The organism is Caldinitratiruptor microaerophilus (assembly GCF_025999835.1).
Taxonomy (GTDB): domain Bacteria; phylum Bacillota; class Sulfobacillia; order Symbiobacteriales; family ZC4RG38; genus Caldinitratiruptor; species Caldinitratiruptor microaerophilus.
Genome location: NZ_AP025628.1, coordinates 811041 through 833322, shown reverse-complemented (window position 1 = coordinate 833322; position 22282 = coordinate 811041). Strand labels below are relative to the sequence as shown.

Here is a 22282-nt window from a genome sequence, read left to right as displayed (position 1 = left end):
TGCCCGGTGGCCTTCACCGCGGCCCCCGGGAACCCCCGGCGGCGGAAGAGGCGCTGCCGGGGGCCGGCGCATAGGGTGATCGCGACAGGAGGTGAGCGGGTATGAAGTGCCGCGGGCGGGTAGAGGTCGTGATCCGAACAGACGGGTTCGGACAACCCGGCGAGAATCTGGCGGACATACGCTGGGACCGCGACGGTACACATCTGCGCCTGTCTCCCTGTGCCCGCGACCGGCAGGCGACCGCAGAGGGAACGCTGGGCCTCCTCTTGGTGTTCCGCGACCCGGCCGGCGAGCGGGTTGTCCGCTACTCGGCCCCCTTCCGCTGTGTCCTGCCGCTGCCCGCAGGTCCCGGGGCCGGCGTGGTCGCCCGGACCGTCGAGGCCGGTCCCGTACACGTCGAGCCGGCGCCGGGCGTCGGACTGGTGGCCGCACTTCCCCTTGTCGTGGAACTGACCACCGCCGGCGATCCCCCCGGGGCCGCCCCGGACGGGCCGCCATCGCGGGTCGCTGCCGTGCCGCTGCCGGTCGCAGGCGGCGAGACCGGCCCGGTCCCGGGCGGCAGCCCGCCACCAGCAACGCTGACGGTACAGTGGGGAGACCCCGGGGACACGGCATCGCGGGGCCGTCCCGTGCGATCTTACAGGGCCACGGCGGACCGGCCGGGCCGGTACTACCCGGTCGGAGGGGCCTCCCGTCACGGAACGCCGCTGGCCCGTCGGGGCACGGAGGGCGGGTCCGTGTGAGGCGGCCGTCCCGGAACCGGGCCACCGAGCCAAGCCGCGGCCTGGCGGCGCCGCAGTGCGGCGAACCCGGCGGCGAGCGCCGGCGTCCCCGCCCGGCCGGTGACGTTCAGGGCCACCCGCAGGACCCGACCCGCGAGCCCCGGGGCGCCGGCGGCTTCGAGGACGCGGGCCAACGTGATGGCCGTCGCCTCGTGCGACAGGTCGAAGTAGCGGGCGATCCACGCCGTTGCCTGACGTGGTGCCACCCGGGCGAGGATCCGGCAGAGTCTCCCCAGGGCCGGGCCGAAGTCGTGGCGTTGACTCAGCGCGGCGGCGTAGCAACGGACGGCCGCCTGGTAGTCGTTCCTCGATTCCGCCAGGCTCCCGAGGGCAGCCCAAGCTCGGAACGTACCCACCCCCTCCCACGAGGCGTAGCCCACCGGTGCTTCGCCAAGGCGGAGGCACTCCTCGAAGCAAGCCTCCGCCTCACCGGTGTCCCCCCTTCGCACGTGGAGGACGCCCAGGAGGAACCGCAGGTCCGTGAAGTCGCGGAACGCCTCCACCCCGTGATTCAGCACCTCCCTGGCCTCGTCGAGCCGCCCCAGCTCGATGAGGCACACGGCCGTCTTCTTCACCCAGTCCGGATACCAGGGAGCACCCCGGTCCGCGCGGCGCCCTGCCTCGCGCAGCAGGTCGAGCGCCATGGCCGCCTCGCCCTGGCCCATGGCTTCCGCGGCGAGGCTGTACAGGAGGAAGGGATCGTCCGGCGTCTCCCGCAGCGCTGCCAGCAGGACCGCGCGGTTCCGCTCCGCCTTGGCCCGCCGGGCGAGGGAGGGGTCCAGGTACCCGTAGTGCAGCACACGGACTGCAGCGTGAGCCAGAACCGCGCCGGGCCGGGCGGAAAGGATGCTGCCGGCGATGTCCTCGTGGAGGCGTCGTTCGTAACGGTAGCCCGGTCGGCGCCGGAACAGGCACAGCCGGGCGTCGCGGAGGACGTCGGCTCCCGGACGCGGCCCGAGGTAGCTGAGAACGGTGAAGAAGTACCCTTCGGCCTCGCCAGCCAGCAGGGGCCGGATCGAGTCCCGGTCGCCGGGGTGCAGTTCCTCGTCCGCGTCGAGCATGAGGACCCAGTCACCGGTCGCCAGATCGAGGGCGAGGTTGCGGGCGGCGCTGAACGAGCCGTCCCACAGGTAGAAGGCGACCCGGGCGCCTGCCGCCTCCGCCACCTCACGGGTGCGGTCCCGGGAGCCGGTGTCCACCACCACGATCTCGTCCACCACCTCGGAGACGCTCGCCAGGCAGCGCGGCAGGTTCTCCTCCTCGTCCCGCGCGATCACGCACAGGGTCAGGCGCATGGTGCTCATCCTCCCGACCAGACCCGCAGGGGACCAGGGCGCCTACGTCCGGCCGCCCGGGCGAGCGCCCGCAGGACGGGAGATCCGGACCGGTCGAGGACGGCCAGGGCTGCCGCGCGCAGGCGCCCGGCCCGGCGGACCAGGGCCGCGGGCAGACCGGGAGCCGGCGGCGGTGTGCGGGGCCGGACGAGGGAGCGACCCAGTGCCGCCAGCGCGCGAGCCCGAAGAGCCACGGCCTCCGGCGGGCCGGCACCGTCGTGTCGGCTCCGGCGCGGGTGAGCACCGAGCCACTCCAGGCAGGCGGCATGCGCGCCCACCTCGTGGAGGGCGGCCGCCACGCGTGTGCAGAGGGCGACTCGCGGGGCGGGGGCCAGTCGCAGATCTCTCACGAAGGCAGCGAGCAGGGCACTGGCCTTCCGGGGCGGGTGCATGGCCCACAGGGCGCCTACCAGGACGGGCAAGGGGCCCGGGTAGTCCGGCTGGCGCCGGAGCGCCTCGAGGCAGGCGTGCGCCGCCTCGGGGTAGTTGCCCAGATCGTAGTGCACCTGAGCGAGTGCCGTCAGCGCCCGGAACCCGCCTGTCCCGTGGTCGTGCGTGTACCAGGGAGGGGGCTCGCCCATCTCCAGGGCACGGCGGAGGGCCGCCAGCGCGTCTCCGTAGCGCGCGAGGCGATGCCACAGAAGCCCGAGGAGGAAGTGCAGGTCCGTGTAGTCGGGGTGGCGGGCGATGCCCTCCTGGAGCTCGGCCAGTGCCTCGCGGTGCTGGCCCAGGTGCATTCGGCAGATCGCCGACCGGCGCCACAGGTCCGGCGCCCAGCCGGCCGACTCTCCCAGCACTTCCCTGGCGCGCCCGAAGCTCGCCGCGGCACCCGTCCAGTCCCCGGCGCGGCACAGTTCACATCCCAGGTAGTAGTGCCAGAGAGCGTTCCCCGGCTCGTCCTCGACCAGACGCCTGAGGATCCGGAGGTTCCGGCCCGTCTTGTCCTTCGCGGCGAGTTCACCCGGAAGATAGCCGTGATGGAGGATCCGGACGCCGGCCGTGCCGTAGCGCCCGGCCCCCGTCGTCACGTACTCGTGGATGGCTCCGACGAACCGGTGTTCCGCGGTGCGCCGGAACAGCCGCAGATGCACGTTCCGGACGTGAACGGAGGGGACCCCTGGATGAACGAGGCTGAGCGTGTAGAAGAAGTACCCTGCGCACGCCGGGTCCGCCAGGAGGGGGCGGATCTTTCCGCGGTCCTCCGGCACGACCTCGTCGTCGGCGTCGAGCCACAGAACCCACTCGCCGGTCGCGTGGTCGAGGGCGTGGTTGCGCGCTGCGCTGAAGTCGTCCCGCCACGGAAAGGACAGCACCCGGGCCCCGCAGGCCCGCGCGGCCTCCACGGTCCGGTCCCGCGAGCCCGTGTCGACGATCACCAGGTCGTCATACACCCCTTCCACGCTCTTCAAGCATCTTGGGAGATTTGCCTCCTCGTCGCGGACGATCATGCAAAGCGATAGCCGCGGCCGCCTGGCCGTCTCCGAGGCGCCCGTCATCCACCGCACCCCCCTGCCGCCCGCCCCGGCCCCGGCGCGGGTTCCCCTTCCGCACCCGCCACGGCCGCTTCCCGCCGACCGGCCGCAAGACGGACCAGCGCCAGATCGGAAGCCGGTCGAGCCGCGCCTTCCTGTCCCGACACCGTGCGGCCGTGGCGGGGGCCGCCCCCAGCACTGCCCGGGCGGCCGTCAGGAGCGACCAGGCGAGGGCACAGACGGTCTCGAACCTGCACCGGCGCGGATCCGTCTCAGCGAGGAGGCGTCGGGCGAACGCGACCCTGCCTGCCCCAGCGGCAGCCAGGGAGAGGTCCACGCGCACCTCGTCCGGCCGTGGTGACGGAACGCCGAGCAGGAGCCGGCACGCTTCCCGGTACCGCCCGCGCCGGAGACACGCCTTCCCGGCCTCCAGACGCAGGCTGACCTCCCCCCCTGCCACCACCTCCCGCAAGATGCGGAGACCGGTGCGGGCACGGCCAAGTTCGAGCAGCTTCTCGGCGAGCTCCAGCCTCGCCTGAGGGGAGGGCGCCAGTGCCTGCCACCCAGCCGGGTCCCGCCGGCCGGCGCACCCGTGCACGAGGGCCAGGTAGCGGTTCACCTCCTCCGCCGGTGCGCCCGCCTCGCGGGCCTCCAGGAAGGACGTCTCGCTGCGCGAGGGCTCTCCCGCACCCAGATGGCAGATTCCGGCGAGGAGGGCCCGGGCCGCGGCCGGCGCGGCCGGAGTGCTGCGCGGGAGGAAGTAGAGGGCCGCCCGGTACGCGCCCACTCGCGCGAGGAGCTGTACCAGCAGCCAGGCCACTTCCGGGGTGACCTCCAGGCGGGTCTCCAGCCGCCGTACGAGCTCGCGCCCGTCCAGATGGCTGGAGAGGGCCTCCACGGCGAGACCGAGGGTCTCCGTGTCAGCGGGGCCACGGGCCAGCGCGGCGAGGGCGAGTTCGAAGGCCGCCGGGTAGTTCCCCAGGTCGAAGTGGACCAGCCCGGCGGCATGGAGGGCACGGCACCCGCCCAGGCCGTCCTCCCTGGGAAAGGTGACCGGGGCGTCGCCCATCGCCAGACACCGGCGGAAGTGCCTGAGGGCGTCGCCGAGGCGCCCCTGGCGGTGGGCGACGGTTCCGGCGACGAACTCGAGGTCCGTGTACTCCGGAAAGAGGCCCAGTCCTTCGGCGACGATCTCCTCCGCCTCACCCGGATCGCCGTGCTCCGACAGGACGGCGGCGAGCTTCTTCCACAGCTCGGGCAGGACCAGACCCTCCCGGAGGGCCCTCTTGCGGGCCTCCCGGTAACAGGTGATGGCCCGATCCGGGTGCCCGAGGCGCAGGTATTCCGTGCCGAGGTGGTACAGGTACCACGGGCTGCCCGGGTAGCGGCGCAGCTGCTGGAGCAGGATCCGGCGGTTGCGCTCCGCCTTCGCCCGCAGCCGCTCCGGGTGCTGCCGGTAACCGTGGTGCAGGACCCGGATGTCCTGACGGACGGCGCAGGACCCGGGATCGCAGGTGACCTGCTCGTGGATGGCTCCGCGGAACCGGTGGTGCGGCCGGTTGCGGAAGAGGCGCAGGTGAAGGCACGTGACGGAACGGTCGCTGAGCCCGCCGCCCAGGAAGCTGACGGTCGGGAAGAAATAGCCCTCCGGGCCGCCCTCCGCGACCAGCTCGCGCAGGCGGCCGGCCGTTCCCGGCGGCAGCTCGTCGTCGGCGTCCAGCCACAGCAGCCAGTCACCCCGGGCCCGCTCCAGGCCGTGATTGCGCGCTGCGGCGAAGTCATCGCACCAGGGGAAGCGGAGCACCCGGGCACCGAACCGGCGCGCGACGGCGGGGCTGTCGTCGACGGACCCGGTATCCACGACGACCAGTTCGTCGTAGGCGCCCTGGGCACTCCGCAGGCACCGGGCGAGTGCCTCGGCCTCGTCCCGTACGATCATGCAGAGCGACACGCGCGGCGGCATCTCAATCGTCCCCGGACGCCGGTCGCGCCGGACGCTCCAGGTCGGCGATCTCCTCGCGCAGCGCCACGAGGGTCTCTTGCAGGAGCGTCGACTCGGGGAACCGCCGCAGGCCCTCCGACAGGATTTCCTCCGCCTCGGAGTAGAACAGCCGGGCGACCGCCAGGTAGTCCTCGTCCCGCCCGCCGAGCTTTCGGACGGCGGCCCGGGCGGCCCGTGGCCGGTCCAGGCACCAGCAGCAGAATGCCGTGTGGACGAGGGCTTCACGGTGCAAGGGGCTCTCGGGGGGAACGGACCGGAACGCGGCCAGCGCTTCCTCGTACTGCCCCACCTTCGCCAGGCAGCGGCCCCGGAGAAGGGCGGCGGCTCCGCCGGCACCGCCGTCTTCCGGGTCGGGCGGCCCCAGGTACTGCAACGCCACGTCGTAACGGCCATGGGTGAAGAAGAGGTTCGCCAGCGCCACCCGCTGGGAGGGCTGCCCGAGATCGAAGAACGGCTCCAGGTATCCGCGGACCGCCGCCAGGTCCTCGCGGGGGATGAGAAGCGCGGCGAGCCGCCCGAGCGGCTCGTGCCATCCACCCCCGAGCACCGCCGCCTGGTGGTAGTGCCGGACCGCGTCGGGGAGCCGCCCCATGGCCTCGTACACCATCCCCAGCGCGAGGTGCGTCTTGCACCCGCCCAGTGCGGGCTCCACCCCCGAATACGGCGGACACGGGGCCGGACCCATGGCCAGGCACTGGTGGAACACGCCGACCGCCTCGGCGTGACGCTTCAGCTCGAAGAGGGCTACCCCGCGCAGGAAGACGAGGTCGGTGAAGTCCGGGAACTCGGCCTGGCTCGCCTCCGCCCGCGCCAGGACGTCCTGGTGCCTGCCGAGCCGCAGCAGGCACACGAGGAGGCTCTTGACGAGCTTGGAAGCCCACAGGGCTCCCCGGGCGTGTAGCCGCCAGGCCGCCTCCAGTTCGGCCAGGGCGTCTTCGTACCGTTCCAGCCGCAGGTACTCGACGCCGAGGTTGAAGCGGAGGAAGGCGTCCTCCGGCGCCCGGGTCACTGCCTCCCTCGCCAGGGCGAGGTTGCGCAGGCGCTTCTCCTTGCGGGCCACCACCTCCTGCTGGTACCCGTAGTGCAGGATCCGCAGGGCGCAGGGCTCGAGCCGGGCACCCGGGCGCGCCCGCACGATGTTCTCTGCGATCTGCTCGTGCAGGATGCCCGTGAACCGGTACTCGGGGCGGTTACGGAACAGGCGGACGTTGACGCTCGTTTCCTCCGCCCACGGAACCGCGCTGTCGAGCCGGTTGACGATGCGGACGAGAAACCCCTCGGCACCGGTCTGGCGCACAAGGGATCGGATGCCGTGGCGGTCGTCGGGGTGCAGCTCTTCGTCCGCGTCCAGGACGAGGATCCACTCGCCGGTGGCCAGGTCGAGGCTCCGGTTCCGAGCAGAAGCGAAGTCACCGTTCCACGGGAAGTGCTCCACCCGGGCGCCGCTCCGGCGAGCGATCTCGACCGTGTCATCGACCGACCCGGTATCTACCACGACGATCTCGTCCGCCACGCCCTGAACGCTCTCCAGGCAGCGCGGCAGGCATTCGGCCTCGTCACGGACGATCATGCAGAGGCTGATCTCGGGCCGGCTTCCGGCCATGCTCCTCACCCCCGTGTCCGGCCGGCTGTCTCGGAGCGCGGCGGGAACCCCTCCGGACGGCGGCCGCCGTGGCGCAGGACCCGGCCGAGCGCGCGCGGGCGACCGCCCGCGCCGCCGTCCGGAGCAGATTCGCAAGTTCGACATACGGCGCGACGAGCGGCGAGCCCCCGCGGATGCTGGCGAGATACCAGGCTGCCGCCCCTCGCCGCCCGGACCGCCGGTGGGCGCGAGCAAGCGCCAGGCAGGCCTCGGCCGCCTCCGGGACGGCAGCGGCGCGCAGACGCTGCTCGAAGGGGCGCACGACTTCCGGGTGGCCCCAGCGGGCCGCGACCACGGCCAGCCTGGCAGGACCCGGGGGCCAGGCCAGGGCGCCGATCAGCGCCCCGAGGCGTTCTGCCTCCGACACCCGACCTGCCGCCAGCAGGACCTCGATCCAGAGAAGGAGTGCGTTGCCCATCGCCGCGGACGCATCCGGATCGATCCCCAGGGTACCCCACACCGCACCGCGTTCCAGCAGCCGGTGGGCCAGCTCCGCCGCCTTCTGGACCGGCTCCGTGACCCCCGCCTCGCCCAGCTCCCGGCGGGTCGCTTCGGCCCGCGCCCAGTCGCCACGGATCCAGTCCAAGGCGAGGAGGCGGAGCAGCGCTTTGCCCCGGAGGGGCGAGCCGGGCGGAACCTGGGTCAGGGCCGCGGTTGCCTCGTCCACGCGGCCGAGCATGGCGAGGCAGATGCCCCGCAATAGCGCCCCTTCGGCCCCGGTGATCGCCGCCAGGGACCGCTCCAGGCACTCGACCGCCTCGCGCCAGCGACCCTGCGTGCCGAGCACGTCCGCCACGAGACGCAGGTCCTCGGACGTAGCGGTCCGCCACGTCTTTCCCAGGGTGCGCAGGAGGGCTGGAGCCAGGGCGTTTCTCCGCGGATCGGTCCCCAGGATCGTCGCTATGCGGTAGAGGGGCTCGGTGAAACCAGAGCCCGCTCTCATGGCCGTCCGGTAGAGGTCCAGGCTCCGATCGGTCTGCCCCAGGCACTCGTGGACCAGCCCGAGCGCGTGCGCCGCCTTGTAGTCGCCGACTCCCGGGGAGGGGTCGTAGAACCAGCTGCCCTGTCCCAGCTGGAGGCAACGGCCGAACGCGGCCATCGCCAGGTTGTGGCGTCCCAGCCGCGCGGCCGCACTCCCGAGCAGGAACCAGAGGTCGCTGGCCAGCGGGTGCCTCTCCACCCCCCGTTCCAGCAGCGCGAGCGCCTCGTCGTAGAGCCCTTGCTCCACGAGGGCCGAGGCGAGTTCCCGGCAGGCCCGTGCCCAGTTCCGGCTCTGTACGTCGAGCAACTCGACCGCACGGCGGAGATGGCCGGCTGCCTCCGCGTACCGACCCAGACGTGCCCACTCACGTCCCAGGCACAGGCTCCGGTGGCCATCGGGCTGGCCCGCCTGTGCCTCGAGCAACTGCACTTTCCGCCGGGTGCGAGAGACGAGTCCGTTTCCTACGTAACCATGGTGCCAGACCAGCAGGGGCGCCACGTGCACCCCCGGGCTGGCCGGCGACCAGTCCCCGGTCAGTTCCTCGCAGCAGATGCCCACGTAACGGTGCTCAGGACTGCGCCGGAAAAGCCGTAGCTGGTGCTCGAGCTCTGCCTCGGCCCCATCACCCAGGGGGCTCAGGACAGGGACGTAGTACCCCCTGGCCGTCTCCGTGAGCAAGCCCGCCAGCGTGGACGGTTCGGGCTCGTGCAGCTCTTCGTCGTCGTCCAGGAAGAGCACCCAGTCCCCGTGCGCATGGTCGAGCAACCGGTTCCGTGCGGCCGAGAAGTCGTCCGCCCAGGTGCCGGACACGAGCCGGCCCCCGTAGGCGCCGACAAGTTGCCGGATCGCCCTGGAACCGTTCCCGGCCAGTACCACGACCTCGTCGACGAGCGCTGCCGCGCTGCGGAGGCAGCGGGAAAGCCCGGCGGCGTCACTGGCGAGCACGCAGAGGCTGATCCGGGCGCGCGCACCCGCCAAGGCATCATCACCTCCGCGCGGCGGAAACTCCATGCCAAGGTTATGACAAGTCGGCAGGGATTGCGCCCGGAGTCCCCGGGGCCAGCACGAGAGCGACCCGGGCGGATGGCCCGGGCCGGCTGTTATGTCATCTCGGGTCGACCGAACATAACCTGGTGGCGAGATCCCGGAGGGGGAACGCCCATGCCGAACTTCAAGGTGTTCAACGACCAGGCCTCCGCGCTGCTGGCCCAGGTCTCCAACCCCACGGCTGCCAGCCTCCTGGCCCAGGTCTCCAACCCCACCCCCGCCAGCCTCCTCGCCCAGGTCTCCAACCCCACGGCCGCCAGCCTCCTCGCCCAGGTCTCCAACCCCACCGCCGCCAGTCTCCTCGCCCAGGTCTCCAACCCCACGGCCGCCAGCCTCCTCGCCCAGGTCTCCAACCCCACCGCCGCCAGTCTCCTCGCCCAGGTCTCCAACCCCACGCCGGCCAGCCTCCTCGCCCAGGTCTCCAACCCCACGCCGGCCAGCCTCCTGGCCCAGGTCTCCAACCCCACCCCCGCCAGCCTCCAGGTGCAGGTCTCGAACCCGACGGCCGCCAGCCTACTGGCCGCGGTCACGCTAGAGGACCGGCGGACGGCCGACTCCCTGACCAACGTGGCAGACACCGGCGACACGACCTTCAAGGACGCCGTCGTGGTCGACGTCCTCGAGTTCTCGACCGTGACGTTCGCGGCGAGGAACGCCGGAACGTCGAACAGCGCGCTGGTCCGCCTGCAGCTCAGCGCGGACAGCGTGCTGTTCGACACCGACACCACCGGCACCATCACCCTGGCGCCGACCACGCAGTTCTTCTTCGTGCCCTACAAGTTCGTCAAGTACGCGAAGATCCAGTACGCGTCGCAGACGGCCGCCCTCACCACGTCCCTGAGCATCTTCCTGCAGGCCCACGTCTGACGCCGGCCGCGGGGTCCTCCCCGCGCCGCGACCACATACGGGCGAGAGATCTCGCTCACGGCTTGCGCCCGCGCGCCACGAAGCGCCACGTGCACAGGTCGGCATACACCTGTTCGGGGTGCTCGCCGGGCCCTGCGACCTGAGCGGCGACGGATCGGACTGCCGGCTCGACCGCTGCCGGCGGAGGGGCATGCACGGTTCCCACTTCGATCCCTTCGAGCCCCAGCCGCAGCAGGGTCCCCAGGAACTCGTCGAGCCGGAGGCGCCGCACCGGCACCCCCTCCACGCCCTCCTCCGGAGCCGGCAGGCCCGCAGGCAGGTATGACCGGAAGCGGGGGGACGAGTAATGGCCCTCGTTGAGAACCTGCACCACCAGGGGAGCGCCGGGCTCGAGCAGGTCGAGCACCCGGGCCAGGAGGGCGACGGGGTCCGGGAACTCGTCCAGCCCGCCCGAGATCACGGCGCCGGCGAACGGGCCGATCTCTCCCGGGGGCAGGCCCGTCCTCTCCGGGACGAGGACCACGCGGTGCAGGAGCCGTCCCGCAATCCGCGCCTCGGCAGGATCCCAGGTCACGCCCCAGACCTCCGCGACACCACGGCGCATGAGCTCGAGGCCGGTGGCACCCAGGCCGCACCCCACGTCCACGACGCGCCGGGGCGAACCCGGCAACCAGGCGGCCAGGTGAGGGTCTGGGTTCCACCGGTAGCGGCGGAGTCCATGCTTTCGCAGGAACAGCGCCCGGTTCCGGGCCAGGAGCCGCCGGTACCGGTCTCCGTCCAGGCGGAAGGACGCGCTGCCGTCGTGGTGCACGAACACGTCCCCGGCGACCCAGACACGGTAGCCCGCCGCGATGGCGCGCAGGCAGTAGTCGTCGTCCTCGTAGTTCCCCAGCCCGAAGGCTTCGTCCAGAGGTCCGACCGACCCGTACAGGCGCCGGCTCAGCAGCAGGCAGAAGCCTGCCAGGCGGACGGTCTGGCGCCAGCGGGAGGGATCCGGACCGTTGAAGCGCGTGGCGAAGGCCTCCATGTCCGCCAGCGAGGCGTACGCGACGCTCACCTGCTGCACACCCGAGACGGCGTTGCTCACCGGCCCGACGAGACCCGCCTGTGGAGCCTCCTCCAGGCACCGGATGAGGCAGGTGAGCCAGCGGGGCGTCACCACCGTATCGTTGTTGAGGAGGACCAGAAGGTCCCCGCTGGCCGCCCGCAGCCCCTGATTGGCCGCCCTCGGAAACCCGACGTTCACGGGGTTCTGCACCAGCCGCACCGCCGGGAAGCGACTGCGCAGCATCTGAGGGGTGCCATCGGTGGAACCGTTGTCGACCACGATCACCTCGTGCGGTTGGGGGGTATGGCGCGCGAGGGCCTGCAGGCACCGCTCGGTGACCGCCCACTGGTTCCAGGTCGGGATCACGATGCTGATCCGCACGCTGTAGCCCCCTTTCGCACCTCCATGCATACGCGCCTTTCGGACGGGAGGGAAGGGTGGTGAAGGTACTCCTCGTGGCCCCCGGTACGGAGGCAGCCGACGCCAACCGCGTCGCCCAGTTGGCGTGGGCGCTCTCCGTCCTCGGCCACTCCGCCACCGGCCTGTACACGGCCAGGCGGGATCCGGCGGCGGTGATCGAGGAGGCGCTGGTGGGGGAGGTCAACCTCGTGGTGGTCCTGGAAGGGGCGGACCTGCCACCTGCGACCCAGCGCGCGCTGGCCCGGGCGGGCGTGCCCGTGGCGCACTGGCCTTCGGACGGCGAAGCAGAGGACGTGGTCGAGCGGGCCCGTGACCTGATCGCCCGCATCGACGCCGGGGCGGTCGGGGCCTCGGTGGCCGGCAAACCGGAGGACTACTACGAACACGTGCACGGCACCCTCTTGTCCCTCATCCCGGCAGGCGTCCGGCGGGTCCTCGACGTGGGGTGCGCGGCCGGCCGGCTCGGGGCCGCACTGAAGGCGAGGGGTAGCACGGAGGTGATCGGTATCGAGGTGGTTCCAGAAGTCGCCGAGCGGGCCCGCGCCCGTCTGGACCAGGTCTTCGTGGGGGACGCGGAGAAGCTGGACCTCCCCTTCCCCGCCGGCTACTTCGACTGCATCGTCTACGGCGACGTGCTGGAGCACCTGCGGGACCCCTGGGAGGTCCTGAAGCGCCACCTTCGCTACCTGTCGGCGGATGGCTCGGTGGTGGCCTCGATCCCCAACGTGAACCACTTCAGCGTCGTGGCGGCGCTCCTGGGCGGCGCGTGGCCCTATCAGCCGGCGGGCATCCTGGATCGCACCCATCTCCGCTTCTTCACGCTGAGCGAGATCGTCTCGATGTTCGAGTCGGCGGGCCTGATGATCGTCCAGCTCGCGGCGAACACGACGCCGGACCTCACGTCGCTGGTCGAACGCTTCTGCGAGGCCCTCGCACCCCTCGGCATGGTCTCCCCCACCTACGCCACCGAGGCCATCGTGGTGCAGTACGTGTTCCGCGCCATCCGCAAGCCCGCCTGACCCGCCAGGGAAGGGCGACCTCAGGGGGTTCAGGATGCCAGGGACGGCAGTAATCCCTGCGACGCAGACCACCTACGTGGACAGCTCGCAACCGAGCCGGAGCTTTCCGTCCACGCCCACCCTTCTCGCCGGCTTCCTGGGCGGCGCGGTGTTCCGGAGCCTCGTCCGGGCTCCTTTCCCTTCCGCGGCGATCCCCGCAGGCGCCACCGTGCTGAGCGCCACCCTGGACCTGTTCCTGACGAGCAGTGAACAACCGGCGCCACCGACGCCATACGCCGCCTACCGGCTCACCTCGCCGTGGACGGAGGTCGGAACCGCGTGGAGCTCGCAGCCGGGCTTCGACCCGGTGCCGGTGGCCACGTTGTCGTTCGGTTCCGAGGCGGGCCTGTTCAAATCCTGGGACGTCACCGGACTCGTGGCGGCCTGGCAATCAGGCCTGCTTCCGAACTTCGGGGTGATGATCCGGTCCGGCAACGAAACCACCGACAACGTGGCGAGGTTCGTCAGCCGGTTCACCCCCACCCCTTCCCTCGCTCCGCGCTTCACCGTCGTGTTCGAGGTCCTGCCTCCCCCACCCCCCGGAGTCGAGACGGTCGCCACGGGGGACACCTTTGCCGGCAGCCAGGTCCGCGCCGTGGGCGAGTTCACGACCTACACGGTGTGGGTGAACAACACCGGCGGGTTCGCCGCGGTCGTACGGCTCGAACTCGGCCCGGACGGCTCTCACTTCCTGGTCGACGGCGCCGAGACGGTCGTCGCGCCCGACCAGCTCGTCGCACTGGTACCGTATCGTTTCGCGGCGTTCGCCCGCGTCGGGTACCGGTCCGCCGTGGCGGGACACCCCACCACGCTGGAGATCCGCATCAACACGCTCGAGTGAAGCCGCCTCCGGTCCTGGCGGCCGCAGGTCCCCGCCTGCCGCCGCTGACGGTGCGCGACGGCTCAAACGGGGCAGATCCGGCTTCGGTCACCGACCACCAGCCCGAGGCCCCGTGAGGGTGTCCCTCCGCACCCGATGACGGTTTCCCGCCCGAGTACACTCGACACGACGGGGAACGCGACGCGATCGAGAACGCATCCTTCCAGGACGATGCTGTTCTCGATCTGCACCCGGCGTAGCGTGCAGCGGTCCCCGACCGACGTGAACGGCCCGACGTGTGCGTCCTCGATGTGGCAGCCCTCCCCGATGACGGCGGGTCCCCGGACGGTGCTCCGCCGCACGACCGTCCCGGCCCCCAGGCGCACGGGCCCGGCGATCCATGATTCCTCCGCCAGCCCCCGCAGTTCCGTCTCGACGTCTTCGAGGAGGAGGCGGTTCGCATCGAGCAAGTCTTCGGGGGTCCCGATGTCCTTCCACCAGCCCGCGACCTGGTGGGCGTCCACGGTGCATCCCCAGTCCGCCATCTGCTGGATCGCGTCGGTGATCTCCAGTTCCCCGCGCGCGGACGGCCGGATCGCCCGGACGGCATCGAAGACCCGGGGGCCGAACACGTACACCCCCACGAGCACCAGATCGCTCCGGGGAGTTCTGGGCTTCTCTTCCAGACGGTGCACGCGACCGCCCTTCACCTCAACGACCCCGAACCGGCCGGGGTCCTCGGCCCGTCCAACCACGACGAGCGCGTCCGGACGGGTCGCCTGGAAGCGCGTGACGGCAGCCCCGATACCGTCTTTCAGCAAGGTGTCGCCCAGGAAGAGAACGAAGGGGTCGGCAGCCAGGAACTCTTCCGCGATCGCCACCGCGTGGGCCAGGCCCCTCGGCGCGTCCTGCCGCAGGTACGTCACACGGAGCCCCCACCGCGAGCCATCCCCCACCGAAGCCATGACGGCCGGCGCGGCCTCACCCACCACGACCGCCACGTCGGCGATGCCGCCCGCGCCGATGGCTTCGAGCGCGCGGTACAGCACCGGCTTGTTGGCAACCGGGATCAGCTGCTTGGGGCAGGTGTAGGTGAGGGGACGGAGCCGGCTCCCGGTCCCACCGCTCAGGAGCAGGGCCTTCACTGGACAATCCCCCCGGTTCCCGGAACGTGCGCATCCAACGCCTAGGCCAGGGTACGGCGGCTTGCGGACATCGGTTCCAGGCGCTCCCGGGAGCACTGGCCCTCGTTCGGCGCGGAGAGGATTTTCACCCCAGTTCTAGAAGTCTTTGTTATATATTCTCGACCCCGTACCGCCGATCCGTGCGAACGGTCACGGGGAACCGGGGGTGGGGCGACTGGCCTGGTGGTCCCAGCCGCGGGGGCGCACGATCGCGTTCGCCGCGACCGTTCTCCTGGGGGCGCTGGGGGCGAGGGCCCTGACGGGCTCCCTCGAGCCCGACCGGTGCCGCGCGGCCGCGCCGCCGGCCCCGGAGGAGAGCCAGCCGGTGACGGTCCGGCGGGTGGTCGACGGCGACACCTTCGTCACGGCCGGGGGCCAGATCGTGCGGCTCCTGGGCGTGAACGCGCCCGAGTCGGTCGACCCCCGCCGCCCGCCCGAGCACTACGGCCGGCAGGCCGCAACCGCCCTTCGCCGCTACCTGGAGGGGCGCCAGGTTCTCGTGGCGCCGGGCCGGAGCCCTCGCGACGCCTACGGGCGGACGCTGGCCTGGGTATGGGCGGCAGGGGGTGACTTTGTCAACGCAGAAGTCATCCGTCGCGGTCTGGCCCGCGTGGCCTCCTTCCCGGACAACCCGGACTACCGCGACCTGCTCGTCCTCTGCGAGTGGGAGGCGCGGCGGGCCGGGCGGGGGCTGTGGGGGCGGTAGGTGGAACCACCCGGCCGCCGGCCTGTGGGCGTTCATCGCCCGGCCGGACAAGCCCTGGGGACGGTGGCTGCTGGTCGCCAGCACGGTCCTGGTCGCCGGGGCAGTTCTTCGGTTCGGAACCGTGCGGGAGCTGATCGGGGTTTCCTGAGGCCCTCAAAGCCCCCGGATCGCCGCCTGCACGTCCGCCTCCGTCAGCGACCGCACCTGCCGCTTCGCCGCCGGGATCGCCGCGGGCGGCATGGACAGCTCGTCCACGCCGAGCGCCACCAGCGCCGGGATCACCCGCGGGTCCCCCGCGGCGTCGCCGCACACGGCGACGGGGATCCCCCGGGCGTGCGCCGCGCGCACCGTCATGTCGATCAGCCGCAGCACGGCCGGGTGGAGCGGGTCGGAGAGCGCCGCCACCTTCGGGTTCCCCCGGTCCGCCGCCAGGGTGTACTGCACCAGGTCGTTCGTGCCGATGCTGAAGAACTCCGCCTCCGCCGCCAGCCGGTCGGCCGCCAGCGCCGCCGCCGGCACCTCCACCATGATGCCCAGCTTGTACGGACCCGCCGCCTCGCCGAGCCCTGCCCGCACCCGCTCGATGAGCGCCCGGGCCCGGCGCACCTCCGACACGTCGGCGACCATCGGCAGCAGGATGTGGACTTCCCCGTGGCGGGCCGCCCGCAGGAGCGCCCGGATCTGGGGCACCGCCAGGTCCTCGCGGTCGAGCCAGAGGCGAATCCCCCGCCAGCCCAGGAACGGGTTCTCCTCACGGGGCAGCGGCAGCGCCGGCAGGAACTTGTCCCCCCCGATGTCCAGCGTGCGGATCACCACGGGGCGGGGCGCCATCGCCTCGGCCACGGCCCGGTACTCGGCGAACTGCTCCTCCTCGCCCGGCAGGTCCGGCCGGTCGAGGAAGAGGAACTCCGTCCGGAAGAGGCCCACCCCTTCCGCGCCGGCCTCCAGCGCCGCCCGGGCCTCCGCGGCCCGGGCCAGGTTGGCCGCCAGCATGACCTTCCGGCCGTACGCCGTCACCGCCGGCAGGTCGCGCAGCCGGGCCAGCCCGGCTGCCTCCTCGGCCGCCCTGGCCACCCGCCTCCGGAAGGCCTCCTCCTCCGCCGGTTCCGGGCGCACGAGCACGCTGCCGGCGTCGCCGTCGACCGCCACCGCGTCCCCTTCCGTGGCGGCCTCCAAGACCCCGCTGCAGCCCATGACGGCGGGGATGCCGAGCCCCTTGGCCAGGAGCGCGGCATGCGACGTGGCCCCGCCGCCGGCGGTGACGATGGCCCGCACGCGCCCGACGTCCAGCCGCGCCACCGCCGAGGGCGGGATCTCCGGGGCGATCAGGACCGTGTCCTCGTACGGGGCAGGCGGCGCCTCCTCCCCCCCGGCGAGCGCGGCCGCGATGCGGCCGGTCACGTCCCGGACGTCGGCAGCCCGCTGGCGAAGGTACGGGTCCTGCAGGGCGTCCAGCAGGGCCGCCATGGCCTCGCCGGCCTCCCGGACCGCCCGGGCGAGGGGCGTCCCGTGGCGGAGGAGGCGCTCCACCTCGGCCGCCAGCTCGGGGTCCTCCGCCATGAGGGCCTGCGCGCCCAGGATGGCGGCCGCTTCCGTTCCCGCCCGTCCAGCCACGACCTGCTGCAGGGACTCGAGTTCCGCCCGGACGTGCCGGGCCGCCTCCCGGTAGCGCGCCATCGCCTGCTCCGGGTCGCCGGGCGCCGCCCCGTCGCCGGGGGCTTCCGGCCCGTGTCCGGCGCGGGGGTGCCAGAGAGCCGCCCGGCCGAGCGCCAGCCCCGGCGCGGCCGCCACCCCCTGCAGGCGCACGCTCACGATGTGGCCCCCCTGTCCGCCTCGCCGGCCAGGAAAGCGGCGAGGCCCTCCACCGCGGCCTCCTCGTCCGCGCCCGTCGCCCGGATGGTGACGGCCTCGCCCCGGCTCACGCCGAGCTTGAGCACCCCGAGGATGCTCTTGGCGCTCGACTTCTGGCCCTTGGCCTCAACCTCGATCTCGCTTGCATAGCGGCTGGCCATCTGGACGAACATCGCCGCCGGCCGGGCGTGAAGCCCCTCCGGATGCTGCACCGTCACGGTGCGCTCGACCGCCAACGAACATTCCCCCTGAGGATCCATTCAAGTAAGGCGTCTACAGGCTCACGCGCTGCCCGATCCCGGCCCGCCGGGCCAGGTCCGGGGTCACCAGGACCGTCACCCGGGGGTGGCGCTGCAGGAACGAGGCCGGGACCTGCGCGGTGACCGGTCCCTCCAGTGCGGCACGCAGGACCCGCTCCTTGCCCTGCCCGATGGCCAGGAGCAGGATCTCCCGCGCCTCGAGGATCGTGCCGATGCCCACGGTGATCGCCCGCCGGGGCACGAGCTCCACGCTGCCGAAGAAGCGGCTGTTGGCCCGGCGGGTCGCCGGGGACAGCTCGACTACCCGGGTGCGGCTGTCCGGGGGCGACCCCGGCTCGTTGAAGCCGATGTGCCCGTTCGGGCCGAGCCCGAGGATCGCCAGGTCGAAGCCGCCCGCCTCGACGATCCGCTCCTCGTACCTGCGCGCCTCCGCGTCCGGGTCCGCCGCCAGCCCGTCGGGGATGTGGTGGCGGCCCACGCGGACGTGTCCGAAGAGGTGGTGCTGCATGTACTGCGCGTAGCTCTGGGGATGGTCCGGACCCAGCCCCAGGTACTCGTCAAGATTGAAGCAAACTGTACGGCTCAGGTCCAGCACACCGTCCCGGACCCGCCGCACCAGCTCCCGGTACATCCCGACCGGGGACGAGCCCGTGGGCAGGGCCAGGACGGCGGACGGGCTCTGGCGGACCCGCTCGCTCACGAAGGAAGCGGCCTCGTCGTGGAACGCCGCCACCGAGGTGGTCACCCTGACCTCCACTCGCTCACCCCCACCGCCGGCTCACCAGATGCGGATCCGCCCCCAGTAGCGGTCCATGTGCCTGGCGTTGCGCTCGCTGGCTCCGTCGAGGTTGCCGCTCTCCCAGACGGGCGGGGTGATGCCGCGCGACAGGAGGAGCTCCGCTGCGGTGCCCATGACGGCGTGCACCACGAACATGCCGGCGATGCCGCTCGTCGGGCCCACTGGCTGGTCGAGCCCCTCCAGGCGGACCGTCGCGTCGCCGAGCCGGGTGCCGGTGTCGATGACGATGTCCGCCACCTCGTAGAGCTTTCGGCCCGAGGAGTGGCGCGAGGTCACGGCGCGGGAGTAGGGAAGCGCCGTGATCGCCACCACGGGGATGCCGCGTGCCCGGGCTTCCATCGCCACCTCGATCGGCGCCGCGTTGCGGCCCGAGTTCGAGATGACGATGAGGAGGTCGCCCGGCCGGACCCGCCGGTGCTCGAGGATGATCCGCCCGAACCCTTCGAGCCGCTCCAGGTACTCGCTCTTGGTCACGTCCTGGTTGCCCGTGAGGCTCGGTTCCAGGATCGCGTCGACCGGCACGAGGCCGCCGGCACGGTAGACCACGTCCTCTGCGATGCAGTGGGAGTGGCCGGTGCCGAAGGTGAAGACGACGCCCCCACCCGCCACGGTGTCGGCCACCCGCGCGGCCGCCTGGCGGATGGGTTCGGCCTGGGTGCGCAGGATCCACTCCAGCTGCTCCCGGACGGCCTCGCCGTACTGCTCGAGGAACGACATGCGCCCCACCCCGGCTCAGATCCGGCCGGCGTACGCCTGCCGGAGCTGCTCGTTGTGCTCGTCGGCCCCGTCGACGTTGGCGCTGATGAACACGGGCGGCACCTTTCCCGCCTCCCGGTACCGGCGGACGATCTCGGCGGTGATCCCCTGGGCGACGAAGGCGCCCGTGATGGAGGACACCGAGCACACCCGGAGGCCGTCCCCGGCGTCGAGCAGGGCGTCGCCGAAGGGCGCCCCGTTGTCGATCACGACGTCTGCCACCTCGAAGAGCCGCTTGCCGCTGGGGTGGCGGGAGGTGACCCGGGTGGTGTGCTGCATCGAGGTCACCGCGACCACGGGGTGGCCGTGGCGCTTCGCCGTCAGGGCGAGCTCGACCGTCGACCCGTTGCGGCCGGAGTTGGAGACCACCACGAAGGCGTCCTCGGGGCGGATGTCGTACAGCCGGAGGACCTGGCGCCCCACCTCCGGGTCCCGCTCCAGGGTCGGGTCCTCCAGGTCGCCGGCGGGCCTCACCCCGCGCAGGGCCAGGTCCTCCAGCGCCATGGCGTGGACGGGCGCCAGGCCTCCGGCCCGTCCGGCCATCTCCATGGCGAACGCCCGGGAGTGGCCCGTCCCGAAGACGTGGACGACGCCGCCCCGTAGCAGGCGGTCGGCCAGGATCCCGGCGGCCCTCCGGATGTTCTCCATCTGCGTGGTCCGGACGAATTCCACCGCCTTCAGTGCCTCGGCGAAGAAGGTCTCGGCACTCACCGGCATCGCGTGCATCTCCCTTGCGTCGTAGTGGGGCCGGGCGGGACTAGGCGGACGGGCGCACGGCGGGGCTCGGCGGCGGCGGCGCCATGTCGGGCGCGTGGACCACCCGCCCCTCCACCACCGTCCAGAGGGGCTTCCAGTCGGCGGACACCACGGTCAGGTCGGCGTCCTTGCCGGGGGCCAGGCTGCCCTTGCTCCGGTCCACCCGGGCGACCCGCGCGGGGTTCAGGCTGGCCATCCGCACCGCGTCGGCCACGGGGACGCCGAGCATCTCGACCAGGTTGCGGACGCCCAGGACGAGCATGTGGGCGCTGCCCGCCAGCGTGCCGTCCGGCAGGAGGCAGAAGCCCTCTGCCGTGATCGCCACTTCCCGGCCGAAGAGCTCGTAGCGGCCCTGCGGGAGCCCGGCGGGCGGCACGGCGTCGGACACCAGGCAGATGCGGTCCTTCCCGGCCACGCGCAGCAGGACCTCCATCGCCGCCGGGTGCACGTGACGGCCGTCGGCGATGAGCTCGCACATCACCCGGCCGTCGAGCATGTAGGCGGCCAGCGCCCCGGGCTCCCGCTGCGTGAGGCCCCGCATCGCGTTGTACGCGTGGTTGGCCACCCGGATCCCGGCGTCGATGCCCGCCCGCGTCTGGTCGTACGTGGCGTCGGTGTGGCCGCCGGCGACGGTGACGTCGCCGAGCCCGGCGAGCCAGCGGATGAAGTCCAGGGCACCGGGCAGCTCCGGGGCCAGGGTCACGTGCCGCACGGTGCCGGGAAAGGCCGTCATCAGGTGCTCGATCTCCTCCCGGGAGGGATCGCGGAAGAGGCGGGGGTCCATGGCGCCCTTGCGCGCCGCGTTGAGGTACGGCCCCTCGAGGTGGAGGCCGAGGATCCGGGCTCCCTCCGGTTCGGCCGCCATCGCCGCGTGCACGGCCCGGGCCACGGCTTCGAGCCGCTCCGCCGGCAGGGCGGAGACCGTGGGCTGCAAGGCGGTCACCCCCCAGGCCGCCACGTAGCGGCAGAGGCCGCGCAGCTCGTCCACGTCCGCGGCATCGACGTTCCAGCCGCCCGCGCCGTGGATGTGGAGGTCGACGAAGCCCGGGAACACCCGGTGCGGGCGCACGTCGACCACCCGGGCGTCCCCGTCCGGGGGCGGGTCGCCGGGGCGGATCGCCTCGATCCGGCCGCCGGCGATGACCACGTGCCCGTCGACGACCCCGTCCTCGGCGTAGATCTCCTGCGAGCGAAAGACCAGCCGCTCGGTGCTCATCCGCCTCCCCCACCTTCCCCGCAGAGCGCTTCGAGGAGCGACACGGCGGCGCCGACGAGCCGGTCGGCCGCCCCCGGCTCCACCCAGGCCGCCAGGGTCTCGTAGCCGCCCCGCCGGTAGGCTTCCCGGTCTGGCACGTAGCCGATATACCCGCCGGCGTAGCCCAGTACGAAGGTGGTCCCGAAGGGCGACCGCTCCCGGATCGCCCGGGCCAGCGCAGAGAACGGCTCCCCGGGAAGCGCCACCAGGGCGGCATCCCCCAGGCGCAGGGCCGTCACCTCCGCCTCGCGCTCGAGCCGGCCGGCAAGCCGGGCAAAGACCAGCGAGGACTGGACGCCCTCCAGGAGCGACTCCGCCAGCCGCTTCTCGGGGGGGCTGGCCCCGGCCGCCTCCAGGCGCTCCAGCTCCTGCGCGGCCGCCTCCGCCTGCGCCTCGAGCTCGGCCACGGGAGGGAACTCCCGCAGGGCCAGGGGGACCGTCCGGGAAAGGACCCGCAGCGGGGTCGCCCGGCCCGGCGCCGCCCGCCCGGCGATCACGAGCCCTGCGCCGGCGAGGATGGTGCCGAGCCGGCGCACTTCCGCGAGCGTCTGGGCCCGGCGCGTAAAGCGGCAACTGACGTCGCCGGCCGCCCCCTGGGCGTAGGCGACCCACACGGTGCCGCCGAGAGCTCGCTGGAGCATGTCCACGCCGGCGCCGGGGAAGTCGGCCGAGAGCAGGTCGTTCGAGGGACCCAGCACCGTGGGGTGACAGGCGTGGTTGAGGAGCAGCCCCTTGAGCGAGCCGTCGGCCCGCCAGAGGGCGAGCCCGGTCACGTTCGGGTCAGCGGGGAGGTCCGGATCGCGCCGGTTCGCTGCCAGGCCGGGGGCGGCCGCCGTCTCCCATCCGGCAGTGACCGGCTCCAGGTCCTGGTCGGCCAGGACGAGGGCGCTGGCGAGCGCCCGCCCCAGCCAGGCGAGGAGGGCCTCGTCGGCCTCGGGCGGCACCGGCGGCAGGGCGGGCCCGGAGTGGGTGTGGGTGGCGGCGACCACGATGTGCTCCGGCCGCACGCCCAGGGCCGGCGCCGCCTGGAGGCGGACCGCCTCCGCCAGCGGCCGCGGGATTGCCAGGAGGTCAGCGATCACCAGGGCCGCCTTGACCCCGCTGTCTTCCAGGACGAGCGCCCGGGCCCACAGAGGGTCGGCGACCCCGCGGGACGGGCCGCGCCGGGCGGCGTAACCCCCCATCGGGCCGGGGACGGGCGGGGTGACGGGAAACGCGGCGCAGCCGGCACGAAGCCCCAT

19 protein-coding genes are annotated in these 22282 nt (G+C 72.9%); 5 read left to right on the top strand and 14 right to left on the bottom strand.

The annotated features are described in order from the left end of the window. The first annotated feature begins 101 nt into the window (after positions 1–101). Complete coding sequence (locus tag caldi_RS03905; RefSeq protein ID WP_264843803.1) at positions 102–743, top strand: hypothetical protein; 642 nt, start codon at positions 102–104, stop codon at positions 741–743. Here the strand turns inward: caldi_RS03905 and caldi_RS03900 are convergent. The 5 genes from caldi_RS03900 to caldi_RS03880 are packed head-to-tail and all read right to left on the bottom strand — an operon-like array spanning position 695 to position 9192. Continuing rightward, positions 695–2077, bottom strand: coding sequence for a glycosyltransferase (locus caldi_RS03900; RefSeq protein WP_264843802.1), 1383 nt, complete (start codon positions 2075–2077; stop codon positions 695–697). The genes caldi_RS03905 and caldi_RS03900 overlap by 49 nt on opposite strands. 5 nt (positions 2078–2082) lie before the next feature. Continuing rightward, on the bottom strand, positions 2083–3516 hold the full coding sequence (locus caldi_RS03895) for a glycosyltransferase (protein WP_264843801.1): 1434 nt from the start codon (positions 3514–3516) through the stop codon (positions 2083–2085). After that, positions 3500–5551, bottom strand: coding sequence for a tetratricopeptide repeat-containing glycosyltransferase family 2 protein (locus caldi_RS03890; protein ID WP_264843800.1), 2052 nt, complete (start codon positions 5549–5551; stop codon positions 3500–3502). Before caldi_RS03890 ends, caldi_RS03895 begins: the two co-directional genes overlap by 17 nt. Before the next feature lies 1 nt (position 5552). Beyond that, positions 5553–7193: a glycosyltransferase gene (locus tag caldi_RS03885; RefSeq protein ID WP_264843799.1), complete on the bottom strand. Its 1641-nt coding sequence runs from the start codon at positions 7191–7193 to the stop codon at positions 5553–5555. After that, the gene (locus caldi_RS03880) at positions 7147–9192 is read right to left on the bottom strand and encodes a tetratricopeptide repeat protein (RefSeq protein WP_264843798.1); all 2046 of its coding nucleotides are present in this window, start codon (positions 9190–9192) and stop codon (positions 7147–7149) included. Before caldi_RS03880 ends, caldi_RS03885 begins: the two co-directional genes overlap by 47 nt. A gap of 183 nt (positions 9193–9375) precedes the next feature. Between caldi_RS03880 and caldi_RS03875 the strand changes: the two genes are divergently transcribed. Further along, a complete protein-coding gene (locus tag caldi_RS03875) occupies positions 9376–10128 on the top strand; it encodes a DUF6385 domain-containing protein (RefSeq protein WP_264843797.1) in 753 nt (250 codons plus the stop codon). A 55-nt stretch (positions 10129–10183) separates the two neighbouring features. Here caldi_RS03875 and caldi_RS03870 read toward each other — a convergent pair whose 3' ends face one another. Next, positions 10184–11557 (bottom strand): glycosyltransferase, encoded by a 1374-nt coding sequence (locus caldi_RS03870; protein ID WP_264843796.1) that lies wholly within the window; start codon positions 11555–11557, stop codon positions 10184–10186. Positions 11558–11616: 59 nt separating this feature from the next. Here caldi_RS03870 and caldi_RS03865 point away from each other — a divergent pair, with 59 nt between their 5' ends. After that, positions 11617–12615, top strand: coding sequence for a class I SAM-dependent methyltransferase (locus caldi_RS03865; protein ID WP_264843795.1), 999 nt, complete (start codon positions 11617–11619; stop codon positions 12613–12615). 34 nt (positions 12616–12649) lie between these two features. Continuing rightward, the gene (locus tag caldi_RS03860; protein ID WP_264843794.1) at positions 12650–13495 is read left to right on the top strand and encodes a DNRLRE domain-containing protein; all 846 of its coding nucleotides are present in this window, start codon (positions 12650–12652) and stop codon (positions 13493–13495) included. Between the two features lie 62 nt (positions 13496–13557). Here the strand turns inward: caldi_RS03860 and caldi_RS03855 are convergent, their stop codons facing one another. Further along, positions 13558–14619: a glucose-1-phosphate thymidylyltransferase gene (locus caldi_RS03855; RefSeq protein ID WP_264843793.1), complete on the bottom strand. Its 1062-nt coding sequence runs from the start codon at positions 14617–14619 to the stop codon at positions 13558–13560. A gap of 205 nt (positions 14620–14824) precedes the next feature. On the opposite strand from caldi_RS03855, the gene caldi_RS03850 reads away from it, so the two are divergent. After that, positions 14825–15364, top strand: coding sequence for a thermonuclease family protein (locus caldi_RS03850; RefSeq protein ID WP_264843792.1), 540 nt, complete (start codon positions 14825–14827; stop codon positions 15362–15364). 153 nt (positions 15365–15517) lie between these two features. Here caldi_RS03850 and ptsP read toward each other — a convergent pair whose 3' ends face one another. From ptsP to caldi_RS03815, 7 genes are read right to left on the bottom strand one after another with little or no spacing between them, the layout of a single operon-like run. Then, on the bottom strand, positions 15518–17176 hold the full coding sequence (gene ptsP, locus caldi_RS03845; protein WP_264843791.1) for a phosphoenolpyruvate--protein phosphotransferase: 1659 nt from the start codon (positions 17174–17176) through the stop codon (positions 15518–15520). Further along, positions 17173–17451 carry an HPr family phosphocarrier protein gene (locus caldi_RS03840; protein WP_264843790.1) on the bottom strand — a complete coding sequence of 93 codons (279 nt, stop codon included), beginning with the start codon at positions 17449–17451 and terminating at the stop codon, positions 17173–17175. Before caldi_RS03840 ends, ptsP begins: the two co-directional genes overlap by 4 nt. Positions 17452–17488: 37 nt before the next feature. Continuing rightward, positions 17489–18232: a glucosamine-6-phosphate deaminase gene (gene nagB / locus caldi_RS03835; RefSeq protein WP_264843789.1), complete on the bottom strand. Its 744-nt coding sequence runs from the start codon at positions 18230–18232 to the stop codon at positions 17489–17491. Positions 18233–18253: 21 nt separating this feature from the next. Further along, complete coding sequence (locus caldi_RS03830; RefSeq protein ID WP_264843788.1) at positions 18254–18991, bottom strand: SIS domain-containing protein; 738 nt, start codon at positions 18989–18991, stop codon at positions 18254–18256. 15 nt (positions 18992–19006) lie between these two features. Beyond that, positions 19007–19747: an SIS domain-containing protein gene (locus caldi_RS03825; protein WP_264843787.1), complete on the bottom strand. Its 741-nt coding sequence runs from the start codon at positions 19745–19747 to the stop codon at positions 19007–19009. A 40-nt stretch (positions 19748–19787) separates the two neighbouring features. After that, the gene (nagA, locus tag caldi_RS03820) at positions 19788–21002 is read right to left on the bottom strand and encodes an N-acetylglucosamine-6-phosphate deacetylase (protein WP_264843786.1); all 1215 of its coding nucleotides are present in this window, start codon (positions 21000–21002) and stop codon (positions 19788–19790) included. Then, a complete protein-coding gene (locus caldi_RS03815; protein ID WP_264843785.1) occupies positions 20999–22282 on the bottom strand; it encodes a hypothetical protein in 1284 nt (427 codons plus the stop codon). The genes nagA and caldi_RS03815 overlap by 4 nt, the downstream gene beginning before the upstream one ends.

What these genes read in the sequence shown, in the direction of transcription:
- caldi_RS03875 (WP_264843797.1), top strand. Translation starts at nt 9,376, where the DNA reads ATGCCGAACTTCAAGGTGTTCAACGACCAGGCCTCCGCGCTGCTGGCC.
- caldi_RS03815 (WP_264843785.1), bottom strand. Translation starts at nt 22,282, where the DNA reads ATGGGGCTTCGTGCCGGCTGCGCCGCGTTTCCCGTCACCCCGCCCGTC.
- caldi_RS03825 (WP_264843787.1), bottom strand. Translation starts at nt 19,747, where the DNA reads ATGCCGGTGAGTGCCGAGACCTTCTTCGCCGAGGCACTGAAGGCGGTG.
- caldi_RS03900 (WP_264843802.1), bottom strand. Translation starts at nt 2,077, where the DNA reads ATGCGCCTGACCCTGTGCGTGATCGCGCGGGACGAGGAGGAGAACCTG.
- nagA (WP_264843786.1), bottom strand. Translation starts at nt 21,002, where the DNA reads ATGAGCACCGAGCGGCTGGTCTTTCGCTCGCAGGAGATCTACGCCGAG.
- caldi_RS03890 (WP_264843800.1), bottom strand. Translation starts at nt 5,551, where the DNA reads ATGCCGCCGCGCGTGTCGCTCTGCATGATCGTACGGGACGAGGCCGAG.
- caldi_RS03885 (WP_264843799.1), bottom strand. Translation starts at nt 7,193, where the DNA reads ATGGCCGGAAGCCGGCCCGAGATCAGCCTCTGCATGATCGTCCGTGAC.
- caldi_RS03830 (WP_264843788.1), bottom strand. Translation starts at nt 18,991, where the DNA reads ATGTCGTTCCTCGAGCAGTACGGCGAGGCCGTCCGGGAGCAGCTGGAG.
- caldi_RS03860 (WP_264843794.1), top strand. Translation starts at nt 12,650, where the DNA reads ATGCCAGGGACGGCAGTAATCCCTGCGACGCAGACCACCTACGTGGAC.
- caldi_RS03905 (WP_264843803.1), top strand. Translation starts at nt 102, where the DNA reads ATGAAGTGCCGCGGGCGGGTAGAGGTCGTGATCCGAACAGACGGGTTC.